The organism is Paenibacillus sp. ACRRY (assembly GCF_022346995.1).
In the GTDB taxonomy this organism is placed as follows: Bacteria; Bacillota; Bacilli; order Paenibacillales; family Paenibacillaceae; genus Paenibacillus.
On the sequence record NZ_JAKRNM010000001.1, the window covers coordinates 1577767 to 1595353 of the forward strand.

19 protein-coding genes are annotated in these 17587 nt (G+C 47.3%); 10 read left to right on the forward strand and 9 right to left on the reverse strand.

The annotated features are described in order from the left end of the window. The first annotated feature begins 6 nt into the window (after nucleotides 1-6). From MH144_RS06630 to mnhG, 3 genes are read left to right on the forward strand one after another with little or no spacing between them, the layout of a single operon-like run. The gene (locus tag MH144_RS06630; RefSeq protein ID WP_239298569.1) at nucleotides 7-483 is read left to right on the forward strand and encodes a Na+/H+ antiporter subunit E; all 477 of its coding nucleotides are present in this window, start codon (nucleotides 7-9) and stop codon (nucleotides 481-483) included. Then, the gene (locus MH144_RS06635; protein WP_095287537.1) at nucleotides 483-767 is read left to right on the forward strand and encodes a Na(+)/H(+) antiporter subunit F1; all 285 of its coding nucleotides are present in this window, start codon (nucleotides 483-485) and stop codon (nucleotides 765-767) included. The genes MH144_RS06630 and MH144_RS06635 overlap by 1 nt, the downstream gene beginning before the upstream one ends. Beyond that, a complete protein-coding gene (gene mnhG / locus MH144_RS06640; RefSeq protein ID WP_110822468.1) occupies nucleotides 751-1143 on the forward strand; it encodes a monovalent cation/H(+) antiporter subunit G in 393 nt (130 codons plus the stop codon). Before MH144_RS06635 ends, mnhG begins: the two co-directional genes overlap by 17 nt. A 106-nt stretch (nucleotides 1144-1249) precedes the next feature. On the opposite strand, the gene MH144_RS06645 is transcribed toward mnhG, so the two are convergent. From MH144_RS06645 to MH144_RS06660, 4 genes are all read right to left on the reverse strand, one after another. After that, nucleotides 1250-2269: an alpha/beta hydrolase family protein gene (locus MH144_RS06645; protein WP_239298571.1), complete on the reverse strand. Its 1020-nt coding sequence runs from the start codon at nucleotides 2267-2269 to the stop codon at nucleotides 1250-1252. Between the two features lie 291 nt (nucleotides 2270-2560). After that, nucleotides 2561-4759 (reverse strand): MMPL family transporter, encoded by a 2199-nt coding sequence (locus MH144_RS06650; RefSeq protein ID WP_239299283.1) that lies wholly within the window; start codon nucleotides 4757-4759, stop codon nucleotides 2561-2563. Between the two features lie 258 nt (nucleotides 4760-5017). Then, nucleotides 5018-5638: a flavin reductase family protein gene (locus MH144_RS06655; protein ID WP_239299285.1), complete on the reverse strand. Its 621-nt coding sequence runs from the start codon at nucleotides 5636-5638 to the stop codon at nucleotides 5018-5020. Between the two features lie 164 nt (nucleotides 5639-5802). Beyond that, nucleotides 5803-6804 (reverse strand): iron-hydroxamate ABC transporter substrate-binding protein, encoded by a 1002-nt coding sequence (locus tag MH144_RS06660; RefSeq protein WP_239298573.1) that lies wholly within the window; start codon nucleotides 6802-6804, stop codon nucleotides 5803-5805. 251 nt (nucleotides 6805-7055) lie between these two features. Here MH144_RS06660 and MH144_RS06665 point away from each other — a divergent pair, with 251 nt between their 5' ends. After that, entirely contained in the window at nucleotides 7056-7649 is a 594-nt protein-coding gene (locus MH144_RS06665) for a hypothetical protein (RefSeq protein WP_239298575.1), read from the forward strand. Nucleotides 7650-7702: 53 nt separating this feature from the next. Here MH144_RS06665 and MH144_RS06670 read toward each other — a convergent pair whose 3' ends face one another. Then, nucleotides 7703-8938: a multidrug effflux MFS transporter gene (locus tag MH144_RS06670; protein WP_239298577.1), complete on the reverse strand. Its 1236-nt coding sequence runs from the start codon at nucleotides 8936-8938 to the stop codon at nucleotides 7703-7705. Between the two features lie 44 nt (nucleotides 8939-8982). After that, nucleotides 8983-9729, reverse strand: coding sequence for a GTP pyrophosphokinase (locus MH144_RS06675; protein WP_095287774.1), 747 nt, complete (start codon nucleotides 9727-9729; stop codon nucleotides 8983-8985). 242 nt (nucleotides 9730-9971) lie between these two features. Between MH144_RS06675 and MH144_RS30950 the strand changes: the two genes are divergently transcribed. From MH144_RS30950 to MH144_RS06690, 3 genes are all read left to right on the forward strand, one after another. Then, entirely contained in the window at nucleotides 9972-10553 is a 582-nt protein-coding gene (locus MH144_RS30950) for an alpha/beta hydrolase family protein (protein WP_239299320.1), read from the forward strand. Next, a complete protein-coding gene (locus tag MH144_RS06685) occupies nucleotides 10436-10843 on the forward strand; it encodes an alpha/beta hydrolase family protein (protein WP_239299287.1) in 408 nt (135 codons plus the stop codon). The genes MH144_RS30950 and MH144_RS06685 overlap by 118 nt, the downstream gene beginning before the upstream one ends. Before the next feature lie 92 nt (nucleotides 10844-10935). Next, nucleotides 10936-11652: a YoaK family protein gene (locus tag MH144_RS06690; protein WP_239298579.1), complete on the forward strand. Its 717-nt coding sequence runs from the start codon at nucleotides 10936-10938 to the stop codon at nucleotides 11650-11652. Nucleotides 11653-11736: 84 nt separating this feature from the next. Here MH144_RS06690 and MH144_RS06695 read toward each other — a convergent pair whose 3' ends face one another. Next, nucleotides 11737-12657, reverse strand: coding sequence for a LysR family transcriptional regulator (locus MH144_RS06695; RefSeq protein ID WP_239298581.1), 921 nt, complete (start codon nucleotides 12655-12657; stop codon nucleotides 11737-11739). 138 nt (nucleotides 12658-12795) lie between these two features. Here MH144_RS06695 and MH144_RS06700 point away from each other — a divergent pair, with 138 nt between their 5' ends. The 3 genes from MH144_RS06700 to MH144_RS06710 all read left to right on the forward strand — a co-directional run bounded on the left by MH144_RS06700 (nucleotide 12796) and on the right by MH144_RS06710 (nucleotide 16171). Beyond that, complete coding sequence (locus MH144_RS06700; protein ID WP_239298583.1) at nucleotides 12796-13485, forward strand: O-methyltransferase; 690 nt, start codon at nucleotides 12796-12798, stop codon at nucleotides 13483-13485. A 100-nt stretch (nucleotides 13486-13585) separates the two neighbouring features. After that, nucleotides 13586-14893, forward strand: a complete 1308-nt coding sequence (locus MH144_RS06705; RefSeq protein WP_239298585.1) for an MFS transporter — start codon at nucleotides 13586-13588, stop codon at nucleotides 14891-14893. Nucleotides 14894-15052: 159 nt separating this feature from the next. Then, nucleotides 15053-16171 (forward strand): AbrB family transcriptional regulator, encoded by a 1119-nt coding sequence (locus MH144_RS06710; protein WP_239298587.1) that lies wholly within the window; start codon nucleotides 15053-15055, stop codon nucleotides 16169-16171. Nucleotides 16172-16235: 64 nt separating this feature from the next. Here the strand turns inward: MH144_RS06710 and MH144_RS06715 are convergent, their stop codons facing one another. Further along, nucleotides 16236-16511, reverse strand: coding sequence for a YkgJ family cysteine cluster protein (locus MH144_RS06715; protein WP_239298589.1), 276 nt, complete (start codon nucleotides 16509-16511; stop codon nucleotides 16236-16238). 42 nt (nucleotides 16512-16553) lie between these two features. After that, complete coding sequence (locus tag MH144_RS06720; RefSeq protein ID WP_239298591.1) at nucleotides 16554-17405, reverse strand: chemotaxis protein; 852 nt, start codon at nucleotides 17403-17405, stop codon at nucleotides 16554-16556. Nucleotides 17406-17587 lie beyond the last annotated feature (182 nt).

Genomic DNA, 17587 nt, shown 5'->3' on the forward strand with positions numbered 1-17587 from the left:
ATGCTTATGGCCTTTCAGATCATACTGAATCTGATCATTGCCTTTGTATGGATGTTTCTGAATAATGCCTGGAATGGCGTTGGTTTTCTTATTGGTTACCTGCTGGGTCTGCTGCTAATCGGGAGTATGCGGCGCTTCTTCCCTCAGCGCTTCTATATCGTTCGAGTCTGGGCCATCATGAAGCTGCTCTACCTGCTGTTCAAGGAATTAATACGAGCCAGTATTGAGGTCATTCGTCAGATTATCAAGCCCAGGCTTGAAATTAGTCCCGGCATATTCACCTATCAGACTCAATTGTCCTCCGACTGGGAGGTTACCTTTTTATGCCTGCTCATCTCGCTGACACCGGGATCATTACCACTTGAGATATCTGGAAATCAACGGAAGCTGTTCATTCATGCGCTGGATATCAAGGATGAGCAGAAAATGAGAGATGATATCAAAAATACGTTTGAAAAAGCCATTATGGAGGTGACGCGATAATGCTATCCTCAATGTTATTTATATCCCTTCTTGTGCTGTCCTTGGCAATCCTGGGTTGCTTGTACCGTGTGTTGCGCGGTCCTTCCATGGCTGACCGGATTACTGCCCTGGATACCATCGGCATTAACGTCATCGCCATTGTGGCTGTACTGTCCATGATGCTACACACGCAGGCCTATCTGGATATCATCCTGCTGATTGGTATTCTTGCTTTTCTAAGCACGGTCGCATTCGCACGTTATATTGAACGGGGGGCGGTATTCAAAAATGAAGGAGATCGTTAATGGAACCGCTGAAATAGCTATCGGTCTGATCGTTCTGTGCGGAGCTCTACTGAGTGCACTTAGCGCATTTGGATTAATACGATTACCAGACGTTTACCTGCGGGCACATGCTGCGACAAAAAGTACAACACTCGGTGTGTTCTGCGTACTCATCGGAACATTTTTCTTCTTCTGGTACTTCGACAACTACATTAGTGCACGTGTACTTCTTGGCATTGTGTTTGTCTTTATTACCGCTCCGGTTGCCGGGCATTTGAATGCACGCGCAGCATATCGGACAGACGTTCCACTCTGGGAACAGAGCGTACAGGATGAACTTGAACCGCTGCTCAAAGGTAAAAAAGTCAACCATGAGGCCAAGGATATGATGGAATGATGAAGATTCCCTTTTTTCATATTGGAAAAATCAAAAATAACCCCGTAGGATGCGCACCAAATGCGTGCAGCTACGGGGTTATTTTTCATGTTCAGTGACGCGGTATTTATATAAACCTATTCAGCCAATCGTAAGCCTTAGCACCACTGATTTCGTGCCCGCCTGCAAAGAAGTCGGCACCTAGAACATCCAGTGCCCCCTCTTGTGAATAAATCTCCTTCAACCTGGCGAAAGCTTCTCTTGCCGCGGCCTGTGGAAATACCCGATCTTCCCTTCCTGCTTCAATGAATAATGGTCTTGGCACGATCAGACCAATAATATCCGGCATCTCCGCTTCCCGCAAGATGCCTGGAATGTAATTATCAAGACAGTGGTTCCGGTCCAGAATACTTGCTCGAAAGGTGCTGGTATATCCGCTGATTATCGTGGCCCGGAATCTTACATCCAGCGCGGAAGTAAAGGCAGCAACGAGCCCTCCACCCGAGATGCCCATGATGCCAACCCTCTCTGCATCAACTTCAGGGCGGGTGGACAAATAATCGAGCACCCTCATCGTCTCGTAGACACGATGCCCGGCCAGTGTCTGTCCGGCCATAAGCAGATGGGCTGCAATCTTCGTGCAGGAGCTAATTCCTGGCGGTTCATCCTTATCCTCTTCCAGTCTTCGATCACCTAATCCGAGCAGTTCAGGAGCAGCAACCATGTACCCTCGCTGTACCAGGGATAGAGCAAAATCTTTATGCAGTCCCGGTGCTGCCGCTCGCGGAGAACCGTCAGGCTCCATGCCGCTTATCTCCCTGCTCCCATAACCATGGCCATGACAGGCAATCATGGCAGGCACCGGTGTATTTATGTTACTTAACTCATTAGGAATCAATACGTATATTGGCATTCGCAAGCCTGCATAAGTCGTAATTTCCACGCGTTCCCTCACGTAACCATCGCAGGCAATACGCTCCAGCACGACAGCATCCAGCTCTGCATCATTTGCCGGAAAACCACCCAGCCGTTCACGTATTCCCGAACGCAACTGTTCACTCCATTGTTCCAGAGGCTGTCCCGCCTGATATGCAGAACGTCCGCGCTCAGTCGTTTGTTTTTGCAGATAAGATTCAATCGCAGTCACTAATGGTGTACCTCCTTGTTCATTCGCTGCACCTATCCATATGAAATAAAACAATATGAATGATCTAAACGAATCAAGATCCATACTTTTTCCAGTTCATTATAGTGCAAGCCCAATGCCCATGAATTTAATATTCATGCCGGATTACCCCGAAACCCTGCTATTCTTATGAAAAAAAGAGACATTCCCCTGGCCTGCAACGCAGACTTCAAGAATCTCCCTTTATTATATGGTGGCTGCTTTATAGCAACGATATACACGATGAGTAACCAGAGTAATGTTGATCTAGCGTTATGTTTTTTGACCTGGGAGCCACCAGTTCCATTTCCCCATCAACTTCATTAGTGCTGGCACGAGCAGCAAACGAATGATGGTGACATCAATGAGCACTGCAGCAGTAATGCCAACGCCAAGCTGCTTCACTCCTTCCACATCTCCAAAGGCAAACGGAATAGTCACAGCAAGCAGAATGGCAGCCGCCGATGTAATCAGTCGACCCGTTGACGCAAGTCCATGCATGACCGCCTGGTCACTGTCTCCTGTCAGACGATAGATCTCCTGTATCCGGCTAAGCATAAACACGCCATAGTCCATCGAGATGCCGAAGACAAGTCCTGCGATAAACACCGGAATCATGATGGCAATCGCCGAGGGCTCCATCCCCAGATGACCCTGATTGAAGACCAGCACCAAAACTCCAAAAGAAGCTGTCAGGCTGAGCATATTCATCAGAATCGCTTTGATTGGAATCAGCAGCGAACGAAATGCCATCAGCAGTACAATGTAATTAGATACGATCACGAAAACCACCACCTTGGGCAGTTGTCCCAGAATTTCCTGCATAATCTCAACTTGCGAAGCAGCTTCTCCGCCATAACGAATGGATATACTCTGAGCGCCGTGTTGAGCGTCCCGGTCATTCATCATGTTCAGCCAGTCTGCAGCTTGTTCTGATCCTGGTGCTCCCTTAATGGTAGCCACCAGACGAATAGCATCCTCAGATACATACGAGGAGAGAAGCGAATCGTGCAATACCAGCTCGCTGCTCGCGCTTCCAGTCTGCAGTGTTCTGTTCTGTCCTGGCCTGTACTTCTGATCCATTCCCCAGACGGATTCAATCTGAATGACATCCTCATCCTTTTGCAATTCCCTTACCTTTCGAAGCGCCGTGTTCCAGTGTAATGCGGTTAACCTCTCACCCGTTCCTCCAATGAGAATATCGACGGAAGCGATGTTCTCCTGAGCGAAAACCTGCTGCACCTTCTCTGCAGCTTGCCTGGATTCTATTGTTGCTGGCAATGAGGTTGCATCTGGAATCGCCAACTCCAACTGCTGAACCGGAAGCAGACAGAAAAGCAGAATGCCTGTACCCAACAAGGTCATGCGTATCGGTTGTTTCATCACTGTGCCAAACCAGTGCAGCCATATCGAGGGTTTACGCGGCGGCGTACGGATTGAAAAATGTTTTTTTCGTTTAAAAATCCGCTGCGCATAGAGTGTAAGAATGGCTGGTAGCAAGGTCACATTGATTAACACGGATATCATCAGGACCGTCATGGCACCGAGCGAGACACTTAGAAACATGGGAAGTCTAATCCATACCAGCGACAATAGGCCAAGCAGCACACAAGCTGCAGAAAACAAAACAGCCCTTCCGGCTGTACGCAGTGTCCTCTGGATAATCTCATACGAAGCCTGCCCATGATCATGCGGATACAACTGCATCTCATCCCTGTATCTGCTTAGAATAATCAGTGCAAAATCGATGCTTAACGCCATTCCCACCATCGGTATGACATTGATAACGAAATTCGACAGTTCCACGTAATGCCCCATGAGTGAGGTTATACCCATGGCTGTGACCACACCGACTACACCCATAATTACGGCAACAAGTGCCGCATATAATCCTCGAAAGGCAAAACATAGAATGAACAGTGCAATCGGTAAGCCAACGATTTCCGCCCGCTCCAGATCCCGAAAGCTCAATTGATTCACATCCTGCTGAACGACAGGCTTGCCGGTTAAACGAATAATTCCTTGATCCTCTGCTCTAGTTAAGGAACGAAGTTGCTCAATGGGCGCATTCATTTGGTGCGCCGGAACATTAAAATCCAGGAGTGCATATGCCGTCCCGTCTCGCATCATTGCGCTTCTTCCATCCTCAAGCGGAGAGATTATGGTTGAAAGATTGGGAAGAGAGCGTACCTCCTGTAAATGCCTGTTGATCCAATTCCGAAATTCTGTCCCAGAGGTGCCTGTCTTCTTTTCATAAACAACAATAATCGGATCATCCGGTATTCCGAAATCATCCTTGAGAATACGCTCAATATGCTGTGCATCTCCATGAATCCGTTTCAACCCATGATCCTGAACAACACCGGGCAGATTCCATGCCCATACGGCGGATATCCCGATCATAAAAACCCAGCTGATCATGATGAACCGTGGATATCGGCCAATAAGGTAAGCAAGGCTGCGATAACCCATATCCAAGCTCCTCTTCTATCCGATTGGCATTTCATCATTCATCTATGGCAAAGCAAAGGGCATATATGATGATTAAGTAACGTACCAGAATAGTACAAGTCTATTCACGCCAGGGTGAGTTTATGTTCAGCAAACAAGGAAAGACGGACAAGACCTGCACGTTCGCACAGGTTGTCCGTCTTGATTAATGGATTAAGATAATCAGCCATTTGGATCCTATATGAGAAGATGAAAAGTAAATGACCATGTGAATTGAGCTTATACGGGCCGTACCACCGTAAATCGCTCGCCAAGTTTAGCGTAATCATTGCCGGCAAGCCGACTTACGGGTTTAAGGTGATCCATCAAAATGTAATGATGAGCGGGGTCATACACTTTTTCATTAAAATGATACTGTACGATGCGAACGAGAAGCAGATCCGTTACAGGTTTGCCTTCGTCATTAGAAATCGGTACATGTTGATATAGACGGCATTCCATGCGGATCAGTGCTTCCTGTATCCCGGGCACCCTCACAACTGAACTTGGTACCGTCGTCAGGTTAGTACGCTCCAGCTCACTCTCATGCGGTTCAAGCAGTGCTGCTGTCTCATTCATTTCGTTAACGATTGATTCGTCACAGATATGTACGACTAGCTCTTGCCCTGTAATTGCATTGCGGGCAGTATCTTTCATGACTCCATCCTTACGGTTTATGGAAATGGACAACAACGGCGGATCAGAGCTAACGACATTAAAGAAACTGAACGGAGCTGCATTTACAACGCTGCCGTCCTCTGAGACGGTTGTGACAAAAGCAATCGGGCGCGGCACTACCGAACCACTCATCAGTTTATAATTATCCCTGCTCGTCAGATCATTTGGATTCAATGTGTACATCATAGACCTATCCCCTTTCCTAATCGGGAACGAATGGTTCCCATACAGACACTGTTACTTCGTAAGTATATATCGGGTCATACTAAAAAAACAAAAAACTCCCTGATGCCCATGACACCAGAGAGTTGTACGATGATGTGAAGCACACATCATGTTCCATTCATTTATTTAACAATGCTTTTCTGGATATCTTCCAGAATTTGCGTGTTCGCTTGCACTCCGCTATACAACCAGCTGCTCGTGCTCTCAAACTCGTATACTTCTCCGTTTTTGACAGCAGGAATACTTTGCCACACTGCATCTTTCAACGCTTCTGCCCCTGTACCCTTATCACTGTTAACCAAGAAGAGATAGTCAGCATTCATATCTGCGATTCTTTCCAAGGAAACCTCGGACCAGTTACCTGTTGCTTTTGCCGATATTTCCTTCACAACTTCAGGCTGTTGCAGTCCGAGTTCATTGTACATGACTTCACCACTGGAGACATTGTTACTAACAACATAAAACTTGTTATTGAATAGCCACAATGCTGCTGCAGTTTTTGTACCACCTGTTGCGGCAGCCACTTTTTCCTTAATTTCTTTTGCTTTTGCATCGTAATCGTCAAGAGCTTTTTGAGCTTCATCTGATTTGTTCAACAGCTCTCCTATTTTCAAAAGAGCCTGACGCCAATCCTTGTTCACATCATCACCAAGTACATAAGTCGGAGCAATTTTATTGTATTGTTCGTACTTCTCCCCTTCTACAGTACTTTCAGAACCCATGATGATCAGGTCCGGCGAGAAGCTGGCAACAGCTTCAAAAGGCAGTTCGCTTGCAATTGTAGGAACCCCATTCAGATTTTCTTGAAGATAATCCTGCACACTGCTGCCATCACGGGCTGACCATTGTGCAGCTGGTTTAACGCCAAGTGTTACCAGATGATCTTCCAGATAGGAAGCGATAATGCGCTGAGGATTGGCTGGAATCGTTACATCATGACCCTGAGCATCTTTTACTGTACGTTCTGTTGGAGCTTCTGTCTGTGTCTCAGTCTCCGTTGTTGTATTCGTCTCTCCTGCTGCAGTTCCATTATCTGCGGACTTCGTTCCGCATGCAGCCAGCCACAATGACATGACCATAATCGTGATTAGCAGCATGATCCCTTTTTTATTACTTTTCAACACGTAATTATCCCCTTTCATGATGAACACCTCAATATGAGCTGGTATGGAAAATTTAAAAAGGGCCCTATTCTCTCCGGTATATGATCCCTGTATGTACTTGTCCATTTCCATTGACAATGATAATTGTTATCAACTAAGTTGTCAATCCGATTTTACTTTTACAACGGCCGATATGTCCCGATCAATGCACCTTTGGGCGAATGCCCCCATATGATGTTTTCAGAATACGACAACAGGAAGGATGTTCGTAGATGGATTACATCAATTATACCTATGCAGGTTACGGTGAAGACCGCTCTGTACAGTTTCCTCCATTATTCCCGGGTGGCAGTCAGGGAGGGCAGCCCATCCAAGGAATTCCCGGAGGACAGGGATCTTTTCCCCCATACTTTCCAGGTGGAAGCACCGGCGGACAGCCACCTTTCTTTCCAGGAGGCGGTCAAGGTACGGTTCCAGGCGTTCCCGCACAGTTGTCGCAAGGCAATCTGCCTACCCTGTTAGGCGCCTATCCACGTCCGGTTGGGCAGCCACCAGCTGAGATGGTATTTCTCTACAATCTGATCAAAAGCAGCCCCGGGCTTCTTCCGTTGTTTATCCAGCAACAACCACAGAATTTGACTCAGGCTGTGCAATTCGCCCAAACAGGCGTAACCGCCCCAAGAGATCAGAATCAGCGTGTACTGCAGAACTTTTGTTACAACCGGTGGTCCCTTGTATTCACCTACAATGACGTTTTTCTCATGTGGCCTGCCACTAATATCTTTGGTTTTGTCGTCGGTTACTTCTATCCGTTCCTAACCCCTGGCATTTTACTCAATACGCAAATCTTGTTCGCTCTTTGCTAACACACAAGCGCCCCTCCCGAAGTTTAGACCTTCGGAAAGGGCGCTTTGATATTTTATATAGGATTACGGGACTGCTGACGGTGCCCATGCTTACCTACCATAACCAGATAGAGCAGTAACGCCCCAAGGTCGGCACATGCGATAACGATCCCCATTGGTACCGCGGTTCCCTCTCCTCCCAAGCCTACGAGCGGAGCTACGATCCCGCCAAACAAGAATGTCATAACCCCTATTAGTGCAGAGGCACTGCCAGCTGACTTCTCCTGGTTAGCCATGGCCAGCGCGAAGGAAGCCGTGTTGACGAGACCCACACTGGAAACGACAAGAAATAACGGAATCAATATGGAGATCAGATTACCTCCCAATAGGATGGCAACAAGCAGAGATATGCCCCCCACAGCAGCCGCAACCAGACCGGCTATGAGCAAACGCGTTTCGGACACTCTACCCGCCAATCTCCCAGCAATCTGGCTTGCCAGAATGATTCCGAGACCATTAACGGCGAAGCAGATACTGAACATCTGCGGAGAGACGCCGTAAATCTTTTGCAGTACGAATGGTGAACCCGATATGTACGCAAACATTCCGGCTGCTACAAATCCTTGAGTTAATGCATATCCCATGAACAGACGGTCCGATGCGATCTGCCGGAATGTGACCAGAGTCTGCTTCAACCCTCCGCTGGATCTTCTTTCGGACGGCAGTGTCTCTCCAAGTCCAAAAATAACGGCCAGCAACGTAAGCACTCCAATGAGACTCAACAAAATAAACACACCACGCCATGAGGTATAAGCGAGCAATTGCCCACCGATAATCGGTGCTGCGATAGGCGCTACCCCGTTAATAAGCATCAGCAGGGAGAAGAAACGGGTTAACTCCGGTCCGGAATACACATCCCTTACCACTGCCCGGGAAATAACGATTCCGGCTGCACCGGCTGCTCCCTGAATAAAACGCAGCACAACAAACGAACCCATTGTCGGACTCACCAGACATAGCATGGAAGCGATCGTATATAGTACAAGTCCTGCAATAAGCGGCATACGGCGTCCTCGTACATCACTAAGGGGACCTGCCAGCAGTTGCCCTGCAGCAAGCCCGACCATACAAGCTGTTAAACTAAGCTGTGCATACGAAGGAGAGGAATTGAAATCCTCAGCCAGTGTAGGCAGTGCGGGCAGATACATATCCAGGGACAACGGACCGAAGGCAGACAGTGTCCCCAATATTAAGGCCATACGCACACGTGATGATGATTGATGATTTAAGGAGGCTGATGTACTTTTCATAGTGAATAAACTTGTTCCTTTCCTTACGATGTTTCCTGTTTTCTTTAGTGTTCTCCGTCTCCAAGCAGCCGCAGCAGGTTGGATGGCAGTGTAAACTGCTGATTGTTAATGATAATTCGGCGCAGCTCCTCTTCATCCCGTTCATTCTCTGCATCCTTGATCTCTTGAATCTCCCGGTGCAGCCTCTCCATCTGTTGATCAAGGGCATTGGCGGAATCTGCTGCACTTTTCAGTTCCTTGGTCAGACGTTCAGGAACGTCCTTATTGTATTTATAAAAGATTTTATGTTCAAGGCTCGCCCAGAAATCCATCGCAATGGTACGGATCTGAATCTCAACGCATGCCCGCTCTTCACCATTGGACATATAAACAGGCACATCCACCAAAAGGTGCAAGCTTTGATATCCATTGGGTTTCGGATTCTGGATATAATCCTTCACTTCAAGCACACGCAGATCACTCTGATTGCACAGCATATCCTTGATCCGATAGATGTCCGAGATAAAGGAGCATGTGATGCGAACACCGGCAATGTCCTTGATATTTTTCTTGATACTTTCGAAGGTCAACTCATGATTTTTGCGAAACATCTTATTCATGATACTTTCAGGAGACTTCAATCTGGATTTCGTATGCTCAATCGGGCTGTAATCATGCAAGGACTGAAACTCTTCCTTTAACACTTCAATTTTGGTTTCCATCTGATCCAGAGCAAATTTATAAATCATCATGAATCTGGTAATTTCGTATTTGAATTTCTTGAATTGGTCAATCGGATGTGGAGCGTTCATCATGGTTTTCTTCCTTTCTTTTATGCACACTTGAGTGATTTACAGGTATAAGAAATCAGGCTGTCGCACCTGTCTCAAATTCATTATAAAACATATGGAGCCAATAAACGAATTTGTGACACGTAGGCAGTTGGGATTAACGAGAGGTATGGGATCGGATTTTTGACACATGCTACATGTTATTCCATACTCTGCACCTTGTAATATCCACATCTATTGACCATGAAAGAGGCTGATTTTTCTTGTTGTATCAAGTGACCTATTCCTCCAATGAATTACGGGTCAAAGCGTATATGTATCTGCCCGAAGGCTGTATAATCTCTTCTCCTTGCCACAAGCAGGAGACGGAGGAACGTGTTGGAACATGCAGTACGGACTTATTAAATGATGTGAAATTACAGCTGCTGGCAAGTCGGTATCCCCCGAAGCAAACCAAGAACAATATGCAAAAACGTTGGCCTGTCCTTATCTATTGTCGCGGAGGACTTGGCAACTATGGCGGTGTAAAAACGGCCTGGGTGGAACAGTTTGCGCACAAAGGATACATCGTGTTCGCTCCCTCTTATCGCGGTAATGAGGGCAGCGAAGGCCGGGACGAGTATGGTGGTCATGATATTGAAGATGTTCGTGCCGCTTACCGGCTAGTACAAGCACTTCCATATGCCGATTCAACGCGCATTCGCTTATGGGATTCTCCCGCGGGGCCATCAACGCCGTCCATACAGCCACCTTCTTCAACGAAGGCCCCCATCATGTACATAAACTTGTGCTTTGGAGCGGTGTTGCCGATGTCGAACGGACATATCATGAACGAACGGATCTGAGACGCACATTGAAACGTATTCTGGGCGGATCGCCCCGTGCCGTTCCCGAAGCTTATCTTGCCCGTTCTCCGCTGGCTGCCGTCTCCAAGCTTCGCTGCCCCGTACTGATCATGCACGGGACAGAAGACACCCAGGTCAACTATAGTCATGGAACCCGTATGTATCATTGGTTGAAACGAAGAGGAATCAAAGTGACCTTTCATGCCTATGGGGGACAGAATCACTGGTTCCATGACAATATCCATGCAGCTGCAGTAAACAACATGTTTGATTGGCTGGCTTCCCCTTAGTTCCACACCAAAAGTGAACGCGTCGTCTTTATTTTATAAGATGATGCTGTATACTTGAGGGGTTGAGCATTTATTGAAAGGACGGATTCACCATGCAACAACCTCTGCAAAAGTATTCACTTCTGCTTCTATGTCTTGCAGCTGGAATGGTCGATGTCATTGGATATCTGGGACTGGGGCATGTACTCACTGCGAATATGACCGGTAATATTGTACTGCTGGGAATCGCAATTGCCCGTGCGCAGGAATTTATCGTGCTGCGTTCCCTTATTGCTCTGGCAGGCTTCATCGCCGGTAATGCCATTGCTGCACGCATGATCGGTACCAATCAGACCAAAAACGGATGGTCACCCCGAGTGACCCGTGTTTTTGTCGTTGAAAGCATCCTACTTCTGGTGTTCGCCATCGTCATGATCAGCCCATATTCAGAACAGCTCGCCTATCTGTTAATCGCAGTACTGGCTGCTGCTATGGGCATGCAGACTACAGCTGCGCGGCGGATCGGTATCGCCGGAATCTCCACCACAGTCCTGACGAACAATCTTGCTGCAGTCGTCGAAGATGCCGTAAGCATTCTGCAGCGTCTCCGGCACGCGAGTATAGGTTCACTGATGAAGGCTTTATCCAATGACTCGTATTTGCGGGTGTTTGCCGTAATCATTTATCTGATTGGTGTCATTGTCGCGGCGCTGATGTTCCACAACATTCCTATGGTTGCTGTCTGGATACCGGTACTCGTTGTTGGAGGCGTGACTTTGATTGCCCTCTACCGGTTTAACGATAAGCAAGCTGGCACACCCGAGCGTTAAGGTTTGATGTTTTATATGCCATGTTAATCTTGATGTGAAACATTCAGAGCGGCATGTAGTGTTGGTATCCATTCTCAGATACCCTCAATTCTTGTAGCGGATGTCATCTCCGGTTATCCGGGATGCCTCCTGCCGAATTAGCTGTACCAGATGCTGCGCTGCAGGTGATAACACCTCACCAGCTCGGGTACACACGGCAATCTTATTCTTCAGATGAATTCCTCGAACATACACACGTGAAAGCCTTCCCTCACGAACATCTTCCTTCACTACCAATGAGGATATAAAGTTTGCCCCATAACCAGCCTTTACCGCACTGATCGTCTCATTCAACCCGTTGAACTGCAGCGCAATCCGTGGGGCAGCCACGTTGTTCATACTGCATAGTGAGAATAGCCGCTCACGTGTCGCACTGCCCTCTTCTCGCATGATGAAAGGTTCTGCTACCATTTGGGCCAAGTTCACTTCCCGATCAGCATACGGATGCGATGGATGCACTACAAACCACATATCATCCTCAAACAATTCATCCCAATGTACGCCTTGATGCGTAACCCCACTCCCACCGTATACGGCAATCTCTGCCTCATATCGCAGCAGTTGATCGAAGGCCATCCGGGTATTGGTCGTACTAACCACCAGTTCTACATCTTCGTGCGTTTGCTTGAACTTCGCAATCCATCCAGGCAGCAAAAAATTAGAAGGCAAGTACGTTGCCGTTAACCGAACGATGCCTTTTTTCCCTTCCCGCATATCCTGCACAAAGTTCTCTACATCCTGTTCAAGCAAAAACAGACGTTCTGCGTATTCTTTTAATTGCACACCCACATCGGTAAGAACCAGTCGTCTACCTTCCGAAACAAATAAACGAATGCCCAGTTCATGTTCAAATTTCTTCACCTGTGACGAGACTGCAGGCTGGCTAATATTAAGTTCTTCTGCGGCGCGGGTAACGCCACCAAATCTTACGATGGCATGAAACAGTCTTAGTCCGTGCAAATTCATTTCTGTCACTCCTGTATCCTCAATATATAACTTTAATTTATGATTTCATATATAATATATATTTTATTTATGAATCTGCAATCATTATAGTTGAATTATGAAATTCAAACTATAGTTTCGGGAAAGGAAGAAACCTTAATGACAAACGCAGATTGTTCTTCTCTTGAGCACACTTGGAGTCAGGTCGACGACTATTTGAATCAGATGTTGATTTCCTCAGATCCTCTGCTGGAACAAACGCTTCGCAGGAATACGGAAGCCGGATTGCCAGCCCATGACGTTGCTCCTAACCAAGGGAAATTCCTACAGCTCCTGCTTCAAATCCACGGATCGGCACGTGTGCTTGAACTAGGTACGCTTGGTGCTTATAGCACGATCTGGATGGCAAGAGCACTGCCTGAACACGGGAAAATTGTTACTCTAGAAGCTGATCCACATCATGCGGAAATCGCACGTACCAATCTGGTGCAGGCTGGGCTAATCGACAAGGTTGATCTGAGAATTGGACCTGCATTAACAACCCTTCCTGACGTTCAAGAAGATTACAGGGAGCCTTTTGATCTGATCTTCATTGATGCAGACAAACCGAGTAATCCCGAGTACCTCCGATGGGCACTCCGTCTGTCCCGGCCGGGAAGTCTGATTATCGGAGACAACATCGTCAGAGACGGCGAAGTGATCTATGCAGAGAGTACAGACCCCAGAGTTCAGGGCGTACGTCAATTTCTGAAGCTGATCGCCGATCACCCTCGTCTTGAAGCAACTGCACTGCAAACGGTAGGCAGCAAAGGGTACGATGGATTGGTCATCGCTCGTGTAATTGCGTAATTGAGCCTTATGACAAAATAAACAGTGGTCAATTCTTCCGCAAATCCCCCTTTCCTGTTAAACTGAAATCACTGCACTGGTAACGACTGGGGGATTACACTTGAGAGTTTTACGACAGATCCATGCTGAAATTCGGGGCTGGTCCCGAAATATTCAACTCTTTTTTCTGGCAAGCATCCTGTATCAGATCGGAAATGGCATGTTCTCGGTTTTGTACAATCTGTACATTCAGGGTCTAGGCTACAATGATACAATGAACGGCCAGATCGTTAGTATACAATCGTTAGCTACAGCGATCATGTTTGTACCTATCGGGCTTGGCGGTGATCGTTTCAGCCGAAAAAGACTACTTATCGCAGGAGCTTTATTCAGCGGAATATTCCTGATCGGCCGGTCGTTTGATTATTCGACGAGCGGCTTAATCTGGTTTGCTGTATTTTCAGGACTATTTGCAGGCGTATTTCAGGTCCTGGCCATTCCTTTTCTTGCAGAGAATGTGAAGAAGAGTCAGCGGTTGAAGATGTTCAGCTACTACTCCTCCCTTGTACTCGCCTCACAGGTGCTCGGAAGTCTTGGCGGCGGAGTATTTGCTGACCTTCTGCATACGCTGGGAATCGCCAAGGTTACTGGACTGCAAACGGTATTGTTCATTGGGGGTGCAGCAACGCTGGCCGCATTTATTCCGATGCTGTTTGTATCCGAAGATAAATCTTCCGTACAGACAGTGACTACTGATCATGCAGTTTCTGCGACGACTGTATCTGAGGATAAGAATTCGTCAATTCCCGATCAGCCTGGGAAATTACAGGACAAAAACAAAGATTCCCGACTGATTGGTCAGTTTGTTATCACCCAGTTATTGATTGGCTTCGGCTCCGGTCTGGTTGTCCCTTATCTGAATCTGTATTTTACCAATCGCTTTTCCGTCTCGCTAAGTGCCATGAGCTTACTTATTTCGCTTGGACAGATTATGACGATCGTCTCCATGCTGATCGGACCGACGCTTGCCGCCAAAGTCGGAAGTGTCAGAGCTGTAGTCATATTTCAGGTCTTGTCCCTGCCATTTTTGTTGTTGACCGGCTTCACTAACGTACTTTTCATTGCTTCCGTGAGCTTTTTGTTCAGACAAGCTTTGATGAATGCAGCAAATCCAATTCAATCTGCCATTCTGGTAGACAGGGTATCCGACAAGCGTCGCGGAATCGCCAATTCCCTGATGCAGACTGCATTTATGACTGGGTGGGCAACGATGGGACCTGTTCAATCCTACCTCGTAACCACATATGGCACTTACTGGGGCTACGCCATTACGTTTAGTATAACGGGAGGTTTATACGTGATTTCCTCGCTGATGTACTATATGATGTTTAAAGAACCCAAACCCTCAGCACGTGTACGGTTAAACTAATCAAGCTGTGGTCAGTTCGCTTGACATGTAGTAGTTCGTTCATAGCGAATTGTGCGGGATACATATTTAATCATCAGGAGTGATTTTCATGATTCGTACTCTTCATGCAGACTCATACTCACTGCTCAAACAATCTGATTCAGCAGAAAGACAAAGCGGATGGAACTGATGCATAAGCTCAGTCCCTCCGCCTTTTTCCGATTCATTCTTAGTCTGAGCGTCTCGTTACTCGGCGGACTTCTGTTCACAGCCATTCACACCCCGATTCCCTGGCTGCTCGGCCCGATGGTATTTATGCTGCTCGGATCGCAGGTAGTTAAACTGCCGCTCCTGTGGCCTACGTCCATCCGGGATTATGGGATTCTGATTGTCGGATATTCCATTGGGTTAACACTGACAGCAGATGCACTGCAGGGCATTCTCCACCAGCTTCCCGTGATGCTACTTATGACCCTGCTGTTGATTGGATTATGTACATTAACCGCATACATCGCATCCAAGCTGACTGATTTTGACTTCCCTTCTCTCCTGGTCGGCAGTATTCCAGGCGGGTTGTCCCAAATGGTATCGCTTGCGGAAGAAATGAAGTCCATTAATCTGACGCTGGTCACCTTCCTGCAAGTGACTCGGTTGATCATGATCGTGTTCTGTGTACCGTTCTTGCTGTTCAGTCCGTGGATTGGCGGTACGACGGGCGCCGCAACTGATCTGCAAGCGGTCCAGGCTGCGACATGGATGAATCTCTTTCCGGAGATCCTGCTCTATGGTCCGCTCTGTGTAGCTGGTGCCTGGGTGGCCCGTAAGTTTCGCTTTCCTACAGCGTTTATGCTTGGGCCGATGATTGTCATGTGTATCATTCATCTGACTACAACGATGCATACATCACCTCTGCCATCTTCCTTGCTGAATATTTCGCAGCTGATGATTGGCAGCCATGTGGGTCTCATGCTAAGGCCTCAGCATCTGCAGCGCAAAACACAGACCATTACCCTCGCTGTGCTCAGCAGTGTTCTCCTCATTGCCGGCTCGCTTGGGCTAAGTTATGTACTCATGCAGTTATTTTCTCTTTCAGCCGCTACCTCACTACTCAGCATGGCACCAGGTGGAATGGATCAGATGAGTATCATGGCCCATGAAGTGAACGCCAACTTGTCCGTAGTGTCAGGGTATCAGCTGTTCCGAATCCTTTTTATTTTCTTCATTGTATCCTCCGTATTAAAGCTGCTTCTCACACACATGCTGAAGAAAAAAGAACATGCTCGTTCTTCCGTATCCTGAGGGACAAGCACGCCAAAAAAAGAGTATCCTTGGTTGTTATCCACGGATACTCTTTGGGCTTTTTTTAAGTGTTGAATTTGTTTCGTGCAGGATTGGTCTCCTTTTCCATCCAGTGCAGGATATCAAATGCCTCCTGATCCGAATCTCCACACATTTCAACCGAAGCCTGGAGTCCACTGCAAACAGCCGGACGTTCCGGGTGACCAAAGATGCTGCATCGATTATCGGCTGTCAGTTGTACGCAGCGTACACCTGCGGGTTTACCATCTTTCATGCCTGGTATCGGTGAAGAGATGGATATGGCGATACAACATGCGGCACAGCCTGTCCTGCATTCCAAAATAATTCCCCCTTTACTTCAGTTCTATCTTGATGTTAAATGTCATTCACGATTCACCCAAGTCCAGGTCCGTGCCAATCCCTGGGCAATCCTGCGGTTCATGGCACTATTATCGAAGTATCCCCCATGACTGAGCGGATTCCAACTCCCAATCAAGCCACCCGAGTTAATCTCTATATCTTCCTTAACCGCGGCTTCATAAGCCGGATCGATAGGTCTTAAGGGATATCCAAGAATATCGTCCCGATCATAAAAATTAACCCATTCCCCCTCAAGCCCGGGAAAGTACTGCTGTGCCGCCATGGAGGATGGCACCTTAATCGGACTGCTAAAGTCATGATAACGAAGACTCCAAAGCGGCAGTGTCGTTCCGAACGAATAGAAATTGGTCAACGTATCTCCCCGCTCCAATGCAGAGGTCACATCCACAATCGATGGCACCCGACTCGATGGAAACTGGAGATCATAAAAAAAATTGCTAGCAATGACAGCACCTAGGCTGTGGGCAATCACGCAGAGCGGAGTCTCGGGTCCGTTGCGCTGTGCTAGTGCATGCATGGCCCGGTTGAGGGTACTGTGCACGGCGTCATAATTATGGCCTTGATGCTCCACAGGCTGATAGGCAACGGCATCCGCCAAGTAGTGGATAACAAATCTGCGCAGCACCTGATAATTCAACCGCTGAGAGCTTACTAGCTGCTGGAACAGCGCTTCTTCCCTTTCTTCAAAGACGTCTGCCCAGAAGACCGGCTCAATATCCAAATATTTCTCCGCTGCACCACGCATGACCATCACTTGATCAAATTCCTTATGCAAACGTGAAATCAGTTTATCCGCATAATCATCCTTTTGCATACCCAGCCCATGTATAACCATCACTGCTACACGAGTCATGGCTCTCCTCCTATCGTCCTTATCACTAGGAACTCTCCTCAGAACCATATGAATAATTCATCCATAACATGCATACACGTGGAGATCAACGATAGTCTATTTCAAATTTTAGTTATACATAGTGTATCATGACCCCAAAGAAAAACGAACCAGTTACAGGCTCGCATACCTGTACTGGTTCG

What these genes read in the sequence shown, in the direction of transcription:
- MH144_RS06630 (WP_239298569.1), top strand. Translation starts at nt 7, where the DNA reads ATGGCCTTTCAGATCATACTGAATCTGATCATTGCCTTTGTATGGATG.
- MH144_RS06635 (WP_095287537.1), top strand. Translation starts at nt 483, where the DNA reads ATGCTATCCTCAATGTTATTTATATCCCTTCTTGTGCTGTCCTTGGCA.
- mnhG (WP_110822468.1), top strand. Translation starts at nt 751, where the DNA reads ATGAAGGAGATCGTTAATGGAACCGCTGAAATAGCTATCGGTCTGATC.
- MH144_RS06650 (WP_239299283.1), bottom strand. Translation starts at nt 4,759, where the DNA reads ATGGGTTATCGCAGCCTTGCTTACCTTATTGGCCGATATCCACGGTTC.
- MH144_RS06655 (WP_239299285.1), bottom strand. Translation starts at nt 5,638, where the DNA reads ATGTACACATTGAATCCAAATGATCTGACGAGCAGGGATAATTATAAA.
- MH144_RS06665 (WP_239298575.1), top strand. Translation starts at nt 7,056, where the DNA reads ATGGATTACATCAATTATACCTATGCAGGTTACGGTGAAGACCGCTCT.
- MH144_RS06670 (WP_239298577.1), bottom strand. Translation starts at nt 8,938, where the DNA reads ATGAAAAGTACATCAGCCTCCTTAAATCATCAATCATCATCACGTGTG.
- MH144_RS06675 (WP_095287774.1), bottom strand. Translation starts at nt 9,729, where the DNA reads ATGAACGCTCCACATCCGATTGACCAATTCAAGAAATTCAAATACGAA.
- MH144_RS06690 (WP_239298579.1), top strand. Translation starts at nt 10,936, where the DNA reads ATGCAACAACCTCTGCAAAAGTATTCACTTCTGCTTCTATGTCTTGCA.
- MH144_RS06695 (WP_239298581.1), bottom strand. Translation starts at nt 12,657, where the DNA reads ATGAATTTGCACGGACTAAGACTGTTTCATGCCATCGTAAGATTTGGT.
- MH144_RS06700 (WP_239298583.1), top strand. Translation starts at nt 12,796, where the DNA reads ATGACAAACGCAGATTGTTCTTCTCTTGAGCACACTTGGAGTCAGGTC.
- MH144_RS06710 (WP_239298587.1), top strand. Translation starts at nt 15,053, where the DNA reads ATGGAACTGATGCATAAGCTCAGTCCCTCCGCCTTTTTCCGATTCATT.
- MH144_RS06720 (WP_239298591.1), bottom strand. Translation starts at nt 17,405, where the DNA reads ATGACTCGTGTAGCAGTGATGGTTATACATGGGCTGGGTATGCAAAAG.